The organism is Butyrivibrio sp. AE3009 (genome assembly GCF_000420845.1).
GTDB lineage: Bacteria > Bacillota > Clostridia > Lachnospirales > Lachnospiraceae > Butyrivibrio.
Map to the genome: position 1 here is coordinate 1 of NZ_ATVS01000052.1, position 19,722 is coordinate 19,722.

The 19,722-nt window shown below is 42.1% G+C and carries 20 protein-coding genes, 1 tRNA gene and 1 rRNA gene; 14 read left to right on the top strand and 8 right to left on the bottom strand.

The genetic code is table 11. The features are described 5' to 3' along the window. From G588_RS0116805 to G588_RS0116840, 8 genes are all read left to right on the top strand, one after another. A 23S ribosomal RNA gene (locus tag G588_RS0116805) occupies positions 1-274 on the top strand; the annotation flags it as partial. 165 nt (positions 275-439) lie between these two features. Continuing rightward, a tRNA-Asp gene (locus G588_RS0116810) sits at positions 440-513 on the top strand. 171 nt (positions 514-684) lie between these two features. Then, a complete protein-coding gene (locus G588_RS0116815) occupies positions 685-972 on the top strand; it encodes a hypothetical protein (protein WP_022779868.1) in 288 nt (95 codons plus the stop codon). Continuing rightward, entirely contained in the window at positions 969-1,379 is a 411-nt protein-coding gene (locus G588_RS0116820) for an SMI1/KNR4 family protein (protein WP_022779869.1), read from the top strand. The genes G588_RS0116815 and G588_RS0116820 overlap by 4 nt, the downstream gene beginning before the upstream one ends. A gap of 97 nt (positions 1,380-1,476) precedes the next feature. Further along, complete coding sequence (locus tag G588_RS21845) at positions 1,477-2,103, top strand: TetR/AcrR family transcriptional regulator (protein WP_022779870.1); 627 nt, start codon at positions 1,477-1,479, stop codon at positions 2,101-2,103. A gap of 32 nt (positions 2,104-2,135) precedes the next feature. Beyond that, complete coding sequence (locus tag G588_RS0116830) at positions 2,136-2,984, top strand: ABC transporter ATP-binding protein (protein ID WP_026668865.1); 849 nt, start codon at positions 2,136-2,138, stop codon at positions 2,982-2,984. Positions 2,985-2,997: 13 nt separating this feature from the next. Next, positions 2,998-3,678, top strand: coding sequence for a fluoroquinolone export ABC transporter permease subunit (locus tag G588_RS0116835; RefSeq protein ID WP_022779872.1), 681 nt, complete (start codon positions 2,998-3,000; stop codon positions 3,676-3,678). 4 nt (positions 3,679-3,682) lie between these two features. After that, a complete protein-coding gene (locus tag G588_RS0116840; RefSeq protein ID WP_022779873.1) occupies positions 3,683-4,396 on the top strand; it encodes a hypothetical protein in 714 nt (237 codons plus the stop codon). A gap of 232 nt (positions 4,397-4,628) precedes the next feature. Here G588_RS0116840 and G588_RS0116845 read toward each other — a convergent pair whose 3' ends face one another. After that, entirely contained in the window at positions 4,629-4,847 is a 219-nt protein-coding gene (locus G588_RS0116845; RefSeq protein ID WP_022779874.1) for a hypothetical protein, read from the bottom strand. Positions 4,848-5,114: 267 nt separating this feature from the next. Here G588_RS0116845 and G588_RS0116850 point away from each other — a divergent pair, with 267 nt between their 5' ends. The 6 genes from G588_RS0116850 (at position 5,115) to G588_RS0116875 (ending at position 14,761) form a co-directional block, all read left to right on the top strand. Beyond that, positions 5,115-6,881, top strand: a complete 1,767-nt coding sequence (locus G588_RS0116850; protein ID WP_026668866.1) for a hypothetical protein — start codon at positions 5,115-5,117, stop codon at positions 6,879-6,881. Continuing rightward, complete coding sequence (locus G588_RS20785) at positions 6,878-8,743, top strand: sensor histidine kinase (RefSeq protein WP_081644399.1); 1,866 nt, start codon at positions 6,878-6,880, stop codon at positions 8,741-8,743. Before G588_RS0116850 ends, G588_RS20785 begins: the two co-directional genes overlap by 4 nt. A gap of 133 nt (positions 8,744-8,876) precedes the next feature. Further along, positions 8,877-10,313 (top strand): ABC transporter permease subunit, encoded by a 1,437-nt coding sequence (locus tag G588_RS23200; protein ID WP_022779877.1) that lies wholly within the window; start codon positions 8,877-8,879, stop codon positions 10,311-10,313. A 12-nt stretch (positions 10,314-10,325) separates the two neighbouring features. Then, complete coding sequence (locus G588_RS0116865) at positions 10,326-11,252, top strand: carbohydrate ABC transporter permease (RefSeq protein WP_022779878.1); 927 nt, start codon at positions 10,326-10,328, stop codon at positions 11,250-11,252. Positions 11,253-11,299: 47 nt separating this feature from the next. Further along, positions 11,300-13,111 (top strand): ABC transporter substrate-binding protein, encoded by a 1,812-nt coding sequence (locus tag G588_RS0116870; protein WP_022779879.1) that lies wholly within the window; start codon positions 11,300-11,302, stop codon positions 13,109-13,111. A gap of 117 nt (positions 13,112-13,228) precedes the next feature. Further along, entirely contained in the window at positions 13,229-14,761 is a 1,533-nt protein-coding gene (locus G588_RS0116875; RefSeq protein ID WP_022779880.1) for a response regulator transcription factor, read from the top strand. A gap of 104 nt (positions 14,762-14,865) precedes the next feature. Here the strand turns inward: G588_RS0116875 and G588_RS20790 are convergent, their stop codons facing one another. The 7 genes from G588_RS20790 to G588_RS0116915 all read right to left on the bottom strand — a co-directional run bounded on the left by G588_RS20790 (position 14,866) and on the right by G588_RS0116915 (position 19,378). Beyond that, on the bottom strand, positions 14,866-15,342 hold the full coding sequence (locus tag G588_RS20790) for a cupin domain-containing protein (RefSeq protein WP_022779881.1): 477 nt from the start codon (positions 15,340-15,342) through the stop codon (positions 14,866-14,868). Positions 15,343-15,598: 256 nt separating this feature from the next. Further along, positions 15,599-15,730, bottom strand: a complete 132-nt coding sequence (locus G588_RS23295; RefSeq protein WP_022779882.1) for a hypothetical protein — start codon at positions 15,728-15,730, stop codon at positions 15,599-15,601. Between the two features lie 80 nt (positions 15,731-15,810). Further along, the gene (locus G588_RS0116890; RefSeq protein WP_330361426.1) at positions 15,811-16,341 is read right to left on the bottom strand and encodes a GNAT family N-acetyltransferase; all 531 of its coding nucleotides are present in this window, start codon (positions 16,339-16,341) and stop codon (positions 15,811-15,813) included. 66 nt (positions 16,342-16,407) lie between these two features. Next, positions 16,408-17,028 carry a GNAT family N-acetyltransferase gene (locus G588_RS0116895; protein WP_022779883.1) on the bottom strand — a complete coding sequence of 207 codons (621 nt, stop codon included), beginning with the start codon at positions 17,026-17,028 and terminating at the stop codon, positions 16,408-16,410. A 168-nt stretch (positions 17,029-17,196) separates the two neighbouring features. Continuing rightward, a complete protein-coding gene (locus G588_RS0116905) occupies positions 17,197-17,721 on the bottom strand; it encodes a GNAT family N-acetyltransferase (protein WP_022779885.1) in 525 nt (174 codons plus the stop codon). Between the two features lie 35 nt (positions 17,722-17,756). Continuing rightward, positions 17,757-18,353: a histidine phosphatase family protein gene (locus G588_RS0116910; RefSeq protein WP_022779886.1), complete on the bottom strand. Its 597-nt coding sequence runs from the start codon at positions 18,351-18,353 to the stop codon at positions 17,757-17,759. 260 nt (positions 18,354-18,613) lie between these two features. Then, positions 18,614-19,378, bottom strand: a complete 765-nt coding sequence (locus tag G588_RS0116915; RefSeq protein WP_022779887.1) for a CPBP family intramembrane glutamic endopeptidase — start codon at positions 19,376-19,378, stop codon at positions 18,614-18,616. Between the last annotated feature and the right edge of the window lie 344 nt (positions 19,379-19,722).

Here is a 19,722-nt window from a genome sequence, read left to right on the forward strand (position 1 = left end):
GTAGGATATCTGAGAGGAGCTGTCCTTAGTACGAGAGGACCGGGATGGACGGACCGCTGGTGTATCAGCTGCATCGCCAGATGCATAAGGCTGGGTAGCCACGTCCGGAAGGGATAAACGCTGAAGGCATCTAAGCGTGAAGCCCCCCTCAAGATGAGATATCCCATGCGCAAGCAGTAAGACCCCTTAGAGAGTATGAGGTTAGATAGGCACAAGGTGTAAGCACGGTAACGTGTTCAGCTGATGTGTACTAATAGGTCGAGGGCTTATCCAACGAATAGTTGGTATAGGAACAAAGGGAAATGGATTAAGATATTCAGTGTTCGTGCTGTGTTGCTTAATGAAGTATTTTTGAATTTAGCGACACACATACCGAAATTATAGACGAAGTATTTTTGAGTCATAATTTCGGTAGTTTGAAGGTTTCATTCAATATAATGGCCCGGTGGCTCAGCTGGTTAGAGCGCCGCCCTGTCACGGCGGAGGTCAGGGGTTCGAACCCCCTTCGGGTCGTCAATATATATCAAAAAATCCGATCTCATGTGAGGTCGGTTTTTTGTTTGCGGAAAATATTTACTATTTGAACGCTTCCTTAGAAATTTCTTCAAATTAGATGTTGGCAATTGCCAAGAGCTGTGTATGCGGCTATAATTAGGAGATAATCGTTCAAGGAGGATGAAAAAAATGGCTAATATTTCAGAAGAGAAGTGCATAGATGCACTTAAGGAAATCTTGGTCAGGTGTTTTGGGGATGAGAACAAGGTAGTTGTAGGAGATTATGCCGAGTGCGCAACCTGCCTGGAGAAGCAGGATGAGGGCTGGGAACTCTATCACGGAGAGAGGCTCAATCATTACAATTCACAGTTTTTTGGGGATATCAAGGACGCATGCCTTGCTGCAATAGACAAGGCCGGTTATCCCGAGGATATGCAGGAAGCAAAGAATGAATTTCTGAGAGTCTGCGAATTATGATTAGACAGATTGTTGAAGAACTTGACGGTAAGGGCAGGATGGAATATCTGGAGCCTGCTTCTGACGAGCAGATAGAAGAATTTGAAACTCGAAATGGTCTGGTTCTTTCGGCTGCTTTCAAAGAATGGCTGAGACTAAGCGACGGCGGAGAATTATTTTTGCCTGCAGGACTTCAGATATATGGAGTAGCCCATAAACCACTTATAGAAGTCGGACTAGGCGACAGACCGGATGACAGCTATGTGGTAATAGGTGCTCTGGCATCAGGAGATCCGGTTTTATGCCAAAAAGGAAGTGAACAGATCTCAATATATAACCTGGAAGGCGGGTGTATTGAGGAAGATGAGATCTACCCGGATTTCGGTGCTTTTCTTTCAGATCTGCAGGAATTATTAGGAATCTGGTGATTAATAAAGTCAATGCGTGAGATTAATGCATTGACTTTATTTTTTTGTGGTGCTATTATGACTAAAAATATGAATTTAGTCAAAAAGAGGAAATGCGATGCCAAAAACATATTCGGAAAGTGAAAGAGAACAGATAATCCTTCGGCTTAAAAAGGCTGCCAACGAGCTTATGATGCAAAAAGGCGTGAAAAAAGCCACTGTAGATGAACTGGTTCAGCTGGCAGGTATCCCCAAGGGAACGTTTTATCTGTTTTATCCCTGTAAGGAAGTACTGTTTTTTGATGCCGCTCAGGATTTTCATGTTCAGGTGGATGAGTATATTTCCGGCGGTCTTATGAGAATAATCAGGGAACATCATATAGACCCCTCTCAGGACGGTGCATTCGCTGAAGTTGTGGATGAGATAGCAGATGTTATTCTTGGAGCCATGGAGATTACTACAAGTTCCTGCCTCAAGGTTCTTCTTGAACCGGAGGCTATGAACCTGGTTTTGTCCAAGCTTCCCGATGATCTTCTTGAAAGGCACAGAGAGCAGGACAAGCACATGGGAGCCGGAATTCTTGAACAGCTGGCTGCCAGAAAGGGGTTAAATGTTGAGGCGGTTGTAGGTTCTTTTTCCATGATACTGTTTGGTTCCATGTACAAGCATGTTATTGGCGAAGAGAATATGAGAGAAAGTATGCGGATGCTAATTAAAGGTCTGGTAATACAGATTTTGGCATAAGGAGGAGGCAAATGACCATGACAGATCAGAAAGTGATAGATGTACAGAACGTTAATTTCAGCTACAGTAAGACTCCTTTTCTCAAAGATATTTCATTTTCTGTGAATAAGGGAGAGATATTCGGATTCCTGGGGCCTTCGGGAGCAGGAAAGAGCACCCTGCAGAAGGTACTTACGGGAATCTGCACTAACTATGAAGGCAGCGCCACTATTCTTGGCGTCGAGAGTAAGGATCACAGCAAAGATTTCTATGAAAAGATTGGTGTGGATTTCGAGTTCCCGAGCCTGTTTGAGAAGCTGACGGCAAGAGAAAATCTCAAATATTTTGCATCTCTGTATAGCGGAGAGAAGAGAGATATTGATGAACTGCTTAGAGAAGTAGGGCTATATGAGCATGCTGACAAGAAGGTATCAGCTTTTTCCAAGGGTATGAAGTCCAGGCTCAATTTCATTAAATCTCTGGTCCATGACCCGGAGGTGCTGTTTCTCGACGAGCCCACAAGCGGCCTGGACCCAAATAATTCCAAGATCATGAAGGATCTTATCAGAAAAGAGAAGGAGAAGGGGAAAACAATAATCCTGACCACTCATAACATGCAGGATGCCACTGAACTCTGCGACAGAGTCGTGTTTATCGTGAACGGGCAAATGAAAGCGCTGGATACACCTCACAATTTTATTATGAGCCGCGGGGCGGTAAGGGTTACCTATACATATCTGGAAAACGGCGTTGAGCGGACAGTCAGCACGATTCTTTCAAATATCAGCTGTGATGAAATACTAAGGAAACTGATAGAAGAGAACCGCATAACATCAATTCACAGCGCGGAGCCTACACTTAACGATATTTTCATTGAGATAACAGGAACACATCTGGACTGACGGAGATAAGAATATGAGACAAGCAAATGTAATTAAGGGCGACATTTTTTTCCAATGGAAATACGGATTTTATCTGCTGTATATCCTGTGCATATTGGTGTATATGATCATTTTCTCTTTTTTCGAGGGGAATCTTAAGAATATTATCGTGGCCTGTTGTGTGTATTCCGATCCGGCGGCTATGGGTATGTTCTTTATGGGAGCGCTGATCCTTCTGGAAAAAAGTCAGCATGTTACCAGCTCCATAGTGATCTCCCCGGTAACGCCTACGCAGTACATAGTCGGAAAAGTTATTTCGTTTGCGCTGATATCTGAAATAGTGGGACTTATCCTGATTCTCTTTGGGCACACCGCAAATGTTCTTCTGTTTATAGTGGGTATTCTGCTTGAATCGGCAATTTTCAGTCTATGCGGAATAATCGTGGGAACAATGGTCAGCAATCTGAATCAGTATATTCTGGGAACAGTACCGTTTGAACTGGTGGGCTTTGCGCCGGTCATTGCATACAGGGCAGGCGTGTTCTGGGATAATCCGCTTATGCTGATCCATCCGGGATGTGCTGCTATGCAACTGTTAGAAGGTAATGCGAACATGGCATTTTTATCAATTATCAGTCTTGTGATCTGGACTTATGTGATATACAGAATAGCTGATAAGTGTGTTAAAAAAATGTATCAACAGGTAGGAGAATAAGATTATGACCGCTACATACAAAATGTTCAGATATATGGTAAAACAGATAGCCGCGGATCTGATGCTGGCGATGCTGGTTATTATGCCATTTATAGTCGGTGGACTCTTTAAATATGGGATTCCGATCCTGGAAGAAAAGATTCTGGCCGGATTTGGCTACGGAGAAGTGTTAAGGCCTTATTATGACCTGTTTAGCTGGCTGCTGGCCATGTTGACGGGAATGATGTTTGTCTTTATAGGTGGATTGGTAGTTCTGGGAGAGATTGATGAGGGCATAGCTAAATACATCATAGTAACGCCTCCCGGTGAAAGAGGTTATCTTAACTCAAGAATAGTATTGCCGGCAGTTATCTCAGGAATAATGACAGCATTTTTAGTTATGGTATTTGCGATTAACAGGCTTGATTTAATAACAACGGTTGTTATGGTATTATCCACGGCTTTTTGCGGCATTATCACGGCTTTTCTGGTGGTGGCTATATCTTCAAACAAGGTTGAGGGCATGGCAGTGGGTAAATTATCAGGCCTCTTTGGAATAACTTTTTTCGCACCGTTCTTTATTAAAGGGGCAGTAAGGTATATTTTTGTGATATTTCCCATGTATCATGTGGGAAGATGGACCCAAACCGGGAACATGTTGTACCTGATTCCCGCAGGAGGGTTGTTTATGATCTGGAGTATCGTTTTGTATAAGATGTTCAGGAAAAAGTTTGGATAAGATAGTTGAAGATGTAGAAGCTCTCTCTTGTTTGCTTTTTTTATGTTGGTAGGGTAGAAGTTTATTATTCGAGAAGTGGTATAGAGGAAAAAACTATTGATTTATTTTTGTATAATACTATCCTTCGCATAACTATTATGTTCCAAAAAAATCAATTAATTAAATAGCAGATATGCTTCCTGATTGTCTTTTGACCATGAAACATATCTGCTTGTTTTTTTATCATATTTAATTATTTAACTTTAACAGGAATGAGCTTAAGATCGCCTGTGCCAAAGAACAAGGAATTTCTTATCATACCTATTCTGTATAGATTTAATATATAGAACATTGTACACATAACAGTAATAATTCCGAAGGTACTGATAAGTTCCTCAACTGTTGGCGCATAGCCATGTTTTCTTGTGTAATTACCGACATATTCCGCAATTTCTGCTTCAAGTCTACTCATATTTACAACCTTTCTTGATTCATTTGTGCTGTATTTAGTTGTTTCATTTAGTTTATAGTGAAAATGTGTCCATTCTGGGGCAGATATATTAAGAAATTATAAAATGGATTATGAAATAAAGCTTTTTGTACCTGGTACCGGGGTTTAAATATTGATTTGAAAAGACCTTTGTCCCGGTGATAAAGGTCTTTTTTATTGCCCGCGGTTATAGACTTTACAGACTCAAACAGATACAATTGCTTTAATGGAAAGTTGGGGGGATACGGTATGAAAGTATGTGAAATCAGCAAAAGGAAAATTTCTGTGTTTTTATCGTTAATAATGGTAGTCTGCACTTTATGTAGTTGCAGACTGCCTTTTTTTGAAGATGATCGCACGCCGGGAGAAAAAAAGTATCCGGAGTTTATCACAATAGATGTTTTTGACGTTCAGTCCAATACCCGGGGAATCCAGCGGGGATGGTTTGCCAAGATCGTCCGTGACAAGTTCAATATGCAGCTTAACATTATAGCTCCCAATCAGGAGGGCCATGGAAATGCCATTTTTGAGAGCATGAGAGCATCAGGGAATATCGGCGATCTTATTTTTATCGGTGCAGAGGATGGAAATCTTCGGGACCTGGTACGAGAAGGCCTTATTCTTGATATGACAGATTATATTAAGGACTGTGATAATCTTTTGAAATATGAGGACCAGATAAGGCTTACCTCTGCCAATGCAGACGCAGAGGGCTTATTTGCCATTCCCAGTGAGATATCCTCCAATACAGAGGTTGGAGAAGCGGATTTCAGCGAGCCCACCAACGCACCCTCCATCAGATGGGATTTGTACAGGGAACTGGGCTATCCGCAGGTTAATACTCTGGAGGAGCTTTTGCCTGTACTGTCAAAGATGCAGCAAAATGCAGTAAAAAGCGACAGTGGAAAAAACGTCTATGCTTTCAGCCTTTTTTCTGACTGGGACGGAGATATAATGCAAAATGCAGGAGCCATTGCTTCGCTGTATGGATATGATATTCTTGGATTTGTTCTGATGGATCCTGAAACCGGCGAAATGGAAAGCGTTGCAGATGAGAACTCTGCTTATTTCAGAGCGCTGGATTTCTTTTTCGAGGCTAATCGCCTGGGGCTTGTGGACCCCGATTCACCTTATCAGAATTATGATACTGTTGCCTCCAAATACAGAGACGGTGCGGTTCTTTACTCTTTTTGGCCCTGGATGGGGCAGTCACTCTACAATTCAGAGACAAGACTTCGTGAAGGAAAAGGATTTGCGTCCCTGAAAATTGAAGATGCCAGTTACGTTACCTGGGGAAATGATCCCGGGGGCAAGCAGAGTTTTTCCATGATGATCGGTAAAAACACCAAGGATCCCCAGAGAATGGTGGATTTTGCCAACTGGCTTTTTTCCAGGGAAGGTATCGAGTGCAGCGGCTCACCTACAGGAGATTTCAGAGGGCCGGAGGGGTTAACCTGGGAAATGACGGATGATGGGCCCAGATTCACTGAATTTGGAATAAAAGCCTTTATTGATATGGAGGAGAATCTTGAGGTTCCTGAAGAATACGGCGGAGGACTCTGGAGTCAGGGGGTATCTGCCCTTAATTTCAAGCCTGTTGACGTTCAGGACAGCGATGAGAATGGCGTTCCTTACCGGTATCAGCTCTGGGATGACTATACCAGCCGCAGTAAGACTGTGATCTACAGCGATTGGAGCAGACTTTACGGCACGGAGAAGGAGCCAATAGCCTATTTTAAGGAAAACGACATGCTTACGATAATCCCGGGAGTTGAATGGGGAGGATTTGCATATCCTGAGTATCTTCAGACCATTGAAGATCAGTGCCGCCAGACCATTGTCGATCACTCCTGGAAAATGGTATTTGCTTCCACCAGGGCTGATTATGATTTTCTTAAAAAGGACATGCTCAGTACCTTGGATAAGCTTGGGTTCGACCAGGTATTGGAATATAATCTGAAGGCTGCAAAAGAAAAGCAGCAGCTGTTTGACGCTGCATTTAAGGGGGATACATGATGCACAGGGGACGCGTGGGCGGTCAGATGTACCGCGTTTTGATCCTGGCCCTGATAATTCCCATGTTTATTATAGGTGTTGTGTCAGTATCTATCCTTATGAGACAGATGAAGGACAGATATGAGGAACAGTTAAGGGCTGAAAATATCAGGATCAAATCAATAGTATTTGATATAACTTCAATTGTTTATACCAGCCTGGAGCCTATCATATCCTCTCAGGAATACAGGGACATGTTTGCTTCAGACAGCTATCAGGTTGTCACCAAGGGCAGGTATGATGCTCTGGATGCGGCGGTTTCTTCGATAATCCGGACCACAGCCGCAATTTCTTCAATAAATATTTATACCAACAATCCCAAAATACCTACAGGCAGCCATGTGGTCAATGTGGGTATAAGCGGCGCTGAAAGATTCGGAGATAATGCGGATAAAGCGGCCGGCAGCGGAGTTACCGATGATCCCTTCAGCAGGTTTGAGTGGTACAACGATATAGATGATTCAGCCTGGGATTCCTACACCTGTACCCATATTCCACTGAATGAGTATGAGAATGACTATGAGCTTGCTCTTGTGAGGCGCTTTAATACAGGTTCTTCGGATAACAGGGCTTATATCGTAGTGACGGTGAGCACCAATTATTTAAGAAACAGGCTTCTTACGACGGATAATTATATACTCATCAGTTTGGACAAACATCCTGTGTTTTTTTCATCAAATTACAATGAGCGCGAGATCGAGATGCCGGAGATTGAGGGCAATGGCGTAGATGAGTATAACTTCATGGGCGATATGATGCTTGATGGCAAGCTGGCTCTTACCTGCATTTCGAGCTTTGTGCCCTATAAGATCACTTCAAGATTCTTTGTCCTTACCGGAGATTACACGGCCCATGAGGCCATTAAGGAGATAATGCGAGGCTTTATTCTTGTATTACTTCTGGTAGTAATTGTCCCTTTATTCATAGTCATTCTTTACTCAAGGTATTTCACATCCAGAGTAAATACCCTGAGAGAGGCCATGCACAGAGCCAGTACCGGCAATTATGACATCATTGAGAATATAAGCGGTGATGATGAACTGGCGGATACCTTTAAGGATCTAAAGGCTACCACCCAGCAGATAAGAGAGCAGGAAGCGAGATTTTACGAAACAAAGATCCATGAGCAGCAGCTCATCAATATGCAGCAGAACATGGAATTTAAGATGCTTTCAGGGCAGATCAATCCTCATTTTTTGTACAATACTCTTGAGGCAATCAGGATGCAGGCCATAAGAGGCGGTGACAGGGATGTGGCCACCAGCGTCAAGTATCTTGCCAAAATAATGCATTATGTGCTTGAGAGCACCGGAAAGTCCAACGCAACCCTGGCGGAGGAGCTTACCCATGTGGAAAGTTATCTTCAGATACAGCGGCTCAGGTTCGGGGACCGGATCAACTGGAATTTCTATATTGCAGAGGATTTTGACACATCAAAATATTATCTGCTGCCACTTCTTTTGCAGCCTATAGTGGAAAATGCCGTGAGCCATGGCCTTAAGGATATGGATCAGAACGGACACATTAGCATTATTGTTGAGCCCGAAGGGGAGAAGCTTCTCATTACAGTTAATGATGACGGAAAGGGCATGAGCCCTCAGCAGGTTGAAGAATTGAACCATTCCATCAATGAGAAGAGGCGGGAAGATGACGAAAAAGGAGTAGAGAGTATCGGACTTTATAACATCAACCAGAGGATAAGATATCTTTACGGAAGTGACTATGGTCTTACTATAAGATCAAATCAGGGTAAGGGCACTAGCGTTGAGCTCAGGCTTCCCATAAATACCCAGGCCCGGACCAATGTACAAAATGTACAGTAAAAAATGTAGGATTAACAGGGTATTTAATTGACAGAGAGTTATATAAAATTGCACGTGTAAGCAATATTAATTATCAGCTTGCAGGTGCAATTTTTATTTGGGGTCTGCGCTTATAGTTGGGGGGAGGGGAAACGTGTCTAAAGAAAAACTGGCTGGATATGTCTATTACCCATATCGAGCAATCTCAGTACTGCTTCTGGTAGTTCTCTTTTTTCCGGCGCTTAATGTTGCCAGAATTAGCGGACTCATCAACAGAAGCATTTCTCTTCTTACAACAGGATTTTCCTATGGGAATTTAATCTCCAATTTCGGCAGGGCCATTAAAAAAGGCTGGGTTATGGAATCCACCTTGAGACTTTTGAATATCTCCAGCATGATAATCTGCCTTGGAATTATAGCCTGCGCTGTTGGGGCCTGTTTATCTCTGGGAAACAGAAAATGTAAGTTCTTCGGAAATATACTCAACATAGTCGGAGCCATTGTTTCTGCTGGTTCCATGGCAGGAATATGGTCTGCACATACACAGATTGCAGCAACCACTAAGCCCTCCAAGATTGAACCCATGTTTTCCGGGTTTTTCTACGTAATGCTGGGAATGCTGTTGCTGATGATCCTCATAGCTGCCTGTGAGCTGTATCTGGTGGGAAAACCCGCCAAGACCGAGAAGTTTGAGATGGAAACAAGATTCAGATTGTTTCTTATGTTCCTTCCCTTTATCCTTCTGGCTTTTGTCTTCAGTTATTTACCTCTCTGGGGATGGAGATATGCTTTTTTCGACTACAAAGCCGGAGATACCTTGTCAATGGATAACTTTGTAGGGGTTAAGTGGTTCCAGCAGCTGATCCGAAACAGATCCACCACCAGGGACATCCTCAGCGTAATGAAAAATACCCTGGCCATGAGCGGACTGGGAATAGCCACCAGCTGGGTTCCCATGGCATTTGCGATTTTTCTTTCTGAGATTAAGAATGACAAATTCAGAAGAATTGTACAGACTTTTACCACCATTCCCAATTTCATCAGCTGGGTTCTGGTATTTGCCATTGCTTTCTGTATTTTCTCCACAGACGGTTTTATCAGTTCTCTTATGATGAATCTTGGTGTCTGGACCGAAGGAAAAAACTTCCTGATGGACGGAAGCCATATCTGGATAAAGATGCTTCTTTGGGGAATGTGGAAGGGCCTGGGCTGGAGCGCCATCATCTATATCGCGGGAATTGCCGGTATAGACCAGCAGCTGTATGAAGCGGCAATAGTGGATGGTGCGGGGCGCTTCCAGAAAATGTGGCATGTAACAGTGCCGGGACTTATGCCTACTTTCTATGTGCTTCTTCTCATGGCTGTAGCAGGAATCCTTTCTAACGGAATGGATCAGTACCTGGTATTTGAAAATTCCTCCAATACAACACAGATCATGGTTCTGGATCTGTATGTTTATAAGATGGGTATCGTTAAAGGTGCAATTCCTTTATCCACCGTTGTGGGAATGCTTAAATCCGTCATCAGTGTGACTCTTTTGTATGGGGCAAATACCATATCAAAAGTGATAAGAGGTGAGACCATAGTTTAATGGGGGAACGAAATGAGTAAGAAGAACCGGAAAAAAATAAAGCTGAAATTCGGTGACGTTGTTTTTAACATCATCAATTACTCCGCATTTGCTGCTTTTACCCTTATATGCATTTTTCCCTTTTACTATCTGTTCATCAATACCATCAGTGACAATGAACTGGTGAGAAAGGGACTTATCAACTTTGTGCCAAGGGGCATACATTTTGAAAACTACATTCGCCTTTTGCAGGTAAATGACCTGTTTGGTTCCTTTGCGGTGACCCTGGCAAGAACCATATTCGGAACAATTCTCATGGTGCTGGCATCAGCCTTTGTGGGATATCTGGTTACCCAACAGGAAATGTGGGGAAGAAGCTTCTGGTACAGGTTCCTTGTAATAACCATGTACTTCAACGCCGGCATAATTCCCTGGTACCTGAATATGGCTATGCTGGGACTTACCAATACCTTTTGGGCATACATAATTCCGGGAATAGTTGCACCCTATAATATCATTTTGGTTAAGACCTATATAGAATCTGCAATTCCGGGTGAACTTGAGGAAAGCGCTGCTTTGGACGGGGCGTCTCATATGAAGATTTTCATGAGCATCATACTTCCTTTGTCCAAGCCTATCCTGGCCACTATTGCCATATTCGGTGCTGTGGGCCACTGGAATTCCTTCCAGGATTCACTGATTCTCATGCAGTCGGCGCCAAAGCTCTATACACTTCAGCACAGGCTGTATATATACCTCAATACCACCAGTAATCTGGCCGCTCTTATGAGCGCCGGAAGTACATCAGGAATCAGCAAGAGCGTTATGGACTCTGCGCTGAACGGAAAAGTAATAAAGTACACCATAGCAATGGTTACAATAATTCCTATTCTTTTAGTTTATCCTTTCATGCAGCGGTATTTTGAAAAGGGAATCATGATCGGGGCAGTAAAAGGGTGAAAGAGAACCCTTAAAGATAGTTTTGAAACCAAAAAAGGAGGAAAGCTATGAAAATGAAAAAGTTACTGGCTCTTATTATGACCGGAGCAATGACGCTGTCTCTGGCAGCCTGCGGATCCGCACCTGCTCCCACAGGGGCATCGGAAGGTTCGGAAGGGGAAACAGAAACCACGCAGGGTTCAGGAAGCTCTGAGACCACAACTATTGAAGATGAGAAATCTGCTACCGCAAGCGGAATTGAAGGCGATCTTTCAGACATAATTCCGGATCAGACCGTTACCCTTGACGTTTACGATCAGCTGGCAAACTATTCCGGAGAGCAGACAGGCTGGTTTGGAAAAATAATGCTTGATAAGTTCAATGTTAAGCTCAATATCATCCCTGAAAACGATGGTGTATATGATACCCGTATGGAATCCGGCAATCTCGGAGACTTGGTAATCTGGGGAAATGACGGTGATGATTATCAGCATGCCATCGACAAGGGAATGCTTTTTGACTGGGAAGAGGATGACCTTCTTAACGAGTATGGACCTTACATCGCTGAGAATATGAAGGCTGCACTTGAAAAGAACAGAGGAATCTCTTCAGACGGAAAGCTCTATGGCTACGGCTTTGACGTAACCCGTTCAGCAGAAGATCCCGGCTCATTCATGTATACCTGGGATTTAAGATATGATCTCTATGAGCAGATCGGGTCCCCTGAGATCAAGGATTTTGACGGACTGGTTGCAGCTCTTGAGAAAATGAAAGAGATCTGTCCTACAGATGACAACGGAAATCCTACTTATGGCGTTTCTCTTTTCAATGACTGGGACGGTGACATGGTAATGTACGTTAAGTCAACCGCAACAGCTTACTACGGATTTGATGAGTTCGGACTGGGATTATATGATCCCGATACACAGTCCTTCCATCCTGTACTTGAGGAGAACGGTCCTTACCTTACAGCTCTTAAGTTCTATAACACACTTTATCAGAAGGGCCTTCTTGATCCAGACTCACAGACACAGGGCTTTAACGGAATGCAGGAGGATTACCAGAACGGTACAGCATTCCTCAACGTATTTAACTTTATGGGCTCCGCACTTTACAATTCACCTGACCATCTTGCAGCAGGAAAGGGTATGTTCCCTGTAAAGCCTGCAGATGCAACACCTATCAGATATGGTCTTAACGTTTACGGTGGAAACAGAATCTGGTCTATAGGCGCCAATACTGAATATCCCGAGCTTTGCATGGCTATCATCAACTGGCTTACAACACCTGAGGGAAGAATGATCTCTGAATACGGTCCTAAGGATGTTTGCTGGTACTATGATGAAAATGGAAAGACCTGCTTTACAGATATAGGCCGCGCCTGCAAGACAGATATTTCAACAGAAATGGGCAATGGCTATGAAGGAACCTATGATGATGGCTCCTTCAAGATGAATAATTCAACCTGGTCACTGGATGCTCCTAACCCTGACAGTAACGGTGAAACCTTCAACTACCGTAACTGGGCAAGCTATTCCACAGAAGCCGGTTCTGACATCGAGCAGGATTGGAGAGACTGGGCAGGAGCTGATACACCGGATGAGTATCTGGACAAGTTTAAATATGTTCTCGCTCCCGGAACCATGTACACCGGCGGCGTTCGCTCAGATGAGCTCCAGGTAGTCTGGGATCAGGTTTCAACCTGTGTAAAGGACAACTCCTGGAAAGCAATCTATGCATCAAGTGACGAGGAGTTTGACGCAATTGTAGCTGATATGAAGCAGCAGGCAGAAGAGTATGGCTATGCGGAATGTATCGCATTCCAGGAAAATGAGGCCAAGCTCAGAGCAGCTGCAGAAGATGATGCAAGATCCAAATGATTCCCATTTTCCTTACATACAATGGAAAGGCTACGGCGCTGTATGCCGTAGCTTTTTCATGTATAATCCTTATGATAGAATGAAAGAAGCTGATAGACTAGGGGAGTATCGCAAAATATGGAAACAGTGCTTATTGTTGATGACGAAGAGAATATAAGAGAAGGCATAAAGCTCATCATAGACTGGGAGGAGCTTGGCTTTGAAATAATCGGGGATGCTTCTAACGGGGAAGACGCTCTTTCCGCAGCAGAAAGGCTTGATCCTACTTTGATAGTTATTGATATGCAGATGCCCAAGGTTCATGGCATTGATGTTATCAAACAGCTTCGTGGCAGGGGATATAAGGGCTATTTTATCATTCTTTCGGGCTATTCTGATTTTGAGTACGCCAGGGAAGCCATCAGAAATAACGTCACTAATTACATTACCAAACCCATTGATGAGGATGATCTTTTAAAAACAGTCAAAACTATTAAGGCAGATATAGAAAAATCCAAAAAAGAAGGCACACGGCTCGGGGAAATTAAGAATAAGGCCAAGAGTGTGATTGTAAGGGATCTGCTGTCGGGCATACCCGTGATGGAAGAGAACCTGACTTCCATGAATTTGCTGTATCCCAGATACCAGGTTATTATCCATGAGACCTACAACGTGGGAAAAGAGGACATCAGATACCGATTATCAGACCTGATATCAGCTTTTTTGGATGAAAAATGCTATGAACTTTCCACAGTAGAGAGAAATGAGTGCATTCTGCTTAAGGGAAGGACTGCTATATCAAAGTTTGAAGATTTTATAATGCATTATCAAAAATCCCCCATAGAATCTGACAGCCCTCTGGACAATATATTTATCGCCATAGGTAATGAATGTGACCTTCCTTCAGAGATTGCCGGTTCCTATGACAGGGCAAAATGGCTCGCCAAGAGAAGATTTTTCTGCGATGAAGGAGAGCATTTTATAAGGGAAGATAAGGCTGATTTTCAGAGTGTTTCAGATGTCAGGGACAATAATGCCCAAAAGGATCTTTTGGAAAAGGTATTGAATGCCGTTGCCTTCGGAAACAGGAATATGATGGTAAATGCTCTGGATGAAATCTACGAGTATGTGAAAAAACATGAGAAAGAAAGCACGGATGCCTCCCTTTTTATGACTGAGATCATGCTTTCCCTAAAGGAAAAAATGACCAGGCAGTATCCGGTTTTGTCAGAGGTTTTTGATACCAGCGCCGGAATTATTGAGTTTATTGAGAGCAGGTTCTATCTGTACGAGATAATCCAGTATATTTCCGACACTTTGGACATCGCAATGAACAGGATTTATTGCAGACAGGACGGAGAAAACGTCATCGAGGACATTATCTCATATATTGACAGATTCTATGCACAGCCCCTGACTTTGGAAGAACTTGCAGTGCAATTTGGCTACAATTCAGGCTATTTGGGACGACTTTTTACCAAGACCACAGGCTGTGGATTTACTTATTATCTTAATGAATGCAGGATCAAAAAGGCCAAGGAACTTCTGTCAGAAGGCAAATACAAGGTATACGAGGTGTCACAGCTGGTGGGCTACAGCGATGTGGACTATTTTGGCCGTAAATTCAGAAAACATGCGGGACTTACGCCTGCAGAATTCAAGAAATTGTGAGAAATCGTTAGATTCGTTAGATACTATTCGTTAAACCTGGGTTTAGCGAATAGTAAGAATGTTGTGCTACACTCAGCCACTCAGCCACTCAGCCAAGTATTAAGTCAATTAAGTGCCAGATACAGCACACGTTCTGCACCCTCACCGCATATGTCTCTTATTTCCTTTTTCCCAATAAGCCTAAACCCGTCGTAAGTAAACTTAGGCGAAGTAGCACATGACATGAAGCAAAAGCTATCCTTATCTAGATTCTCCGCAGCAAATATGGCTCCTTTGGGAATAACTGCCATTGCCTTTTCGCCGTTTTCAATGTCCCTTCCAAGGAGCAGTTCTTCTGTCTTTCCATCTGTGATCACCGTGATCTTAACTGCACACCCCTCATGGTGATACCATATTTCTTCACAGTCTATCTGATGAAAATGGGAAATCTCATCTCCTGCCAAAAGAAAATATATGCTTCCTGCCAGTGCTCTGCCACCCTTATCTTCAGCGGATGTGTAACATTCAGAAAACCATCCACCTTCAGGATGTGCTTCAAGTGCATAGACTTCCTTCAGTTTTTCTATTCGCTTTTTATCCATATCAGTTTCCCCATATATACAATGTACATAAGTGTCTCAATCGCCCCAGCTCTTTCACTTCCTAATCTCCGACCTATTAAGAATATCGCACAGTTCCTCGAAACTATCACAGATAAGTCTTGGATTCTCAATATTGTCGCCCCTCACGAGATATATCTTAGCGTCTTTGTTGCTCCAATAATAAAAATCGCCACCTCTGTGCATGGAAAAAGGGACCAGTTCTTCAGGAATAAAGCCATCTACAAGATCATTATCCTTAACGCTTTATATAGGGAATAACAGACTTTTTTCGCTTCTGCCCTTCATGGGCTTCTACTGCGTAGTCCACAGCCTTCAGCGCATTGGGGAGTTTGTAATTCCTGGCTGTGGTCTTCACATAGGTCTTCATGTGCTCCCAATAATGATTGCTTCCTTTGTCTTGAAAGCCTTGCGTCGCTCCTCTGCAATAGCAGACACTGATACATCAATCTACAGTGCTAATTCCATCAGCCAGCAATCTACTTTTTCTTCCTCAAACATCTCATGTTTTGGAAGTGATTTAATGATTTTAAACCCGGCTTTCTCGTATGCCCTTATAGCCCTTTTATTATCTTGGTGCGGGTCAAGAAGAACTCGTTCCGCAGCCATATTTTCTTTCAAATGAGAAGCCATCATTTTCAAAAAAGATGAGCCCATTCCCTTACTCCAGTATTTCGGCTCACCTATAAACTGATCCATAGCAAACACTATATGTCCATCGTCAGGATAGTCATATTCATCGAACAATTCACCACTCAATTGATAGGCCTGTGCATATCCGATGGGGGATTTCTTATACTCGATGATCATTCTGAATCCATCTGGAATTTCTTCCAAAAAATGTGCAGACAAAGTATCCATCGTAAACCTGACGTCACGACCTTCGTAATACTCCAGCACTCTCTTATCTGTCAACCATTTAAACATGAGTGGAAGATCTGTTTCCGTAAAATCTCGGATTGTTATTTCATCTTTTTCTATTTTCACGTAATCCTCCCCGCAAACTGGAATTGTCTTGCACTACTCCCCTTAATCATGAAGTACTATTCAATCTTTATGCACTATATGCCATATCACCGGATTGGAAAAACCACATGCAATATAAAGCTCATAGGGATTGCTTGGACTATTTAACTTGCCAGAGACAGTCACAAACTCTGCTCGTCCCCGTAAGCAAGATAGTAGCTCAGCTACAACATATTTCCCTAATCCCTTATGTCTATGTGCATTCGACACCTGAATCCACTCCAGAGTGCCCTCACCTATACTCTTATCTAATTCCCCAATTCCACTTGCAACAATTTTCCTTGTTTTCTGCTCTCGTATTGCAATCCATAAATTCGTATCATATACCTGTCGTTTTTTATATATGCCAATTTCTTCGACAGAAAGGCATTCGCTCTCATAGCACTCTTGTATATGCGCAGCAAACTCATCGTCTGTCGCTTTTGATAAAACATAATCATCTGACAAAACAGGAACACTTACATTCTCCAGATTATGAATCATTTTAAAATATGGTTCATCCGAACCGTTTATAGTTCCTTCAACATATTCATCGTCGCGAATGACCATAATATTATCAGGCACTTCTATCTGTAATGTTTTCCAAAGCGGAAGTGACGCACTCCCGCAAGGGTCTGCTAAATAATCCTTTTCATCTATCATCTTATTATCCCTTCATATCCAAACCGGAATCTGCTATTCTCCGAGAATATCTGAGAAATTCCCCTTAAGAAAATGTAGATATTCCGGATGATCTGCATTTTCTTCATACTCCTGCAGAATAGTCCTCCTAATCCATTTCCTCATCTTCTCAGGCATTTTTTCTGTAATTTAAACATCTTTAGCCAAATAAAGTAAAAGATCATCATCATTGATGCAGGGGGCATACTGTTCTAATTGTTTCCCTTTATACCAAACTCCGCTGCCATCAAAATTGTAACCTCTTTTTACATACATCCTCTGGGCTGGTCCATATCCAGAATGAACCCCAACTGCCAAGTAAACTTTATCGGAAACTTTTGACGCCTCTTTTTCAACAGCATCCAAAAGCCTATTTCCAATACCTTTATTATGAACATCAAAGAAAACTGTCAGATCTTCAATTTCAGGATAGCCTTGATTCCCCCAAGGACCTTCTATAGGATTCAGAACCAGAGTACATTGCCCGGAGACTCTGCCATCATACTCTGCGATAAAAACAAATCTCTTACCATCCTCCTGTTCTTTATAATACTTTTCATATGTATCTACGGAAGGATGCCAGCCATACGAAAAATATGTATCATAAAGGATTTTTGCATCTTCAGGAATCATGCTCCTAATTCTTATAGTTCCATCATCATAATACGTAACCATCTTTAACCACCTTTATCATAATCCTAGTCATACCATTAAAGCCGTGTTCTTATATCTTTCAGTTCCTCGATATTGAATTCTATAGGCGATGCATTATCAACCTCTATCGTATGCGACTCCTCAAATGGTATATTTCTTTTCATAGCAAGAAGCGTCATAATGACAGCACCGTGCGATATTATAAGCAGGTTTTTGTCTGAAGAAGCATCATGTTGCCCAAGAATATAATCCAGCGCATTGAATAATCTCTCCATTACCATTTGGTATGATTCACCACCAGGACTACGATTGTACCTTTTGTTTGATAGCCACAGTTTATGTTCTTCAGAATATAAAGAAAGGATTTTATCCCAAGTATGCCCTTCAAACAATCCCAGATTCATTTCTTCCAGGCCTCTAACTATTTCATATCCTGTATGGAAATGCTCATCTACTATCTGCGCAGTTTTTACAGCTCTAGCCTGATAGCTGGTGTATATCTTTTCAAAAGAAATATCTCTATCTTCAAGATTCTTGCAAAGAAGTTGCGCCTGCGCTATTCCATTCTCATTCAAAGGAATATCAGTCGTACCTTGAACTTTTCCTAATATATTCCAATCTGTTTGTCCATGCCTCGCAAAATATATCTTCACAATACGTCCTCACCCTTAGTACACTTATTGTCTATCACACAGAATGGCGTTTGATGTCCACACAATTTCCAAGCTCATCAAAACTAAATTCCACAATCCATGGCATCAGAAATCTTATTCTTTCAAAATCATCATAGCCAAAAGAATTATCATAAAAATTTATGATGGTGCTTAATGATGTACCATGGCTTCCAACTACTATCAATGATTTCTGATACCTTACTTAATCTCTCCATAATTTTTGTCTTTATCTTCCGATATTATGTGTTAGCATTAGCACAATTGTCTACTTGCTTCCTAATTGTTTTAGTAGCAAGCATAATAGCGATTACTATAATAACAACTTTACTGAAATAGCCTACATATTGATTACTTCCAGTTACAAGTTGTGAAAAAACATTAATCAGGGAATGCGTCATTACACATATCCAAAGGTTATTTGTTTTCACATATAACACTGAAAGAATAAAGCTATTTACAAGTAAACCAATTAAAAATGGGATCACATCAGCATGTGTTTCATCTAGATAAAAAAACAGAAAATGCCATAATCCCCACGAGAAAAATGTGATGATCGTAGCTAAAATGTAGTGCAGTCTTTCCTGCAAAAGCGGTTGAAACAGGTATCTCCAGCCAATTTCTTCTATACCGCCTAGTACTATATGCTTGAAAAACATTATGATCGGCAGATACCACACTCTTATTGATATCCTTCCTCCGAATACAACCGGAAGAAAATCCAAACATAAGAACAAAATCATCCAAACGTAATTTAGAGGGCTTTGTCTTATCCTGAAGAAATCACAGATTACGGTTTTAAAACCTGTATTTCGATATTGGATTGAAATAATGGCTCCCCATAACGCTGAAGAAATACCACCAATTGCAATAATGATCCATCCTAACGGTGTGGCATAACCCACCTCCAGTCCATATCGTCTTAGTACAAAGGCAATTATGCATACCACTATAATTTGTCCTAATGCTCCGGCCAAATAGAGCGTCAGTGCCTTTTTGTTATTCATACCATTTCTATATCCTTTTTATCTTCCGATATAACTTGCGATAAGGTAAGACTTCTTGCGGGCTTTTTCCTCTTTGCTCGCAAGAAGTCATATCTTTATTATAAACCTGGGAAAAGGTTCCTTTGGTTACCCAAAAGGCCCCTACAGACACTCATAATGCAAATTCTAATTGATGCAAGTGTCAGATTTACTACTGAAATCTTCGGAACTAGCACTCGTTTAAAGATTGGTCCCTCCCACAAGTGTCTTTTTCAGGGAAAATTCAAGAATATCCAGCAATATCTACACTCATATGGCAATTCCATTGATTTGCAAGTGTTCACACCTCCAGTTTAGACACTCCT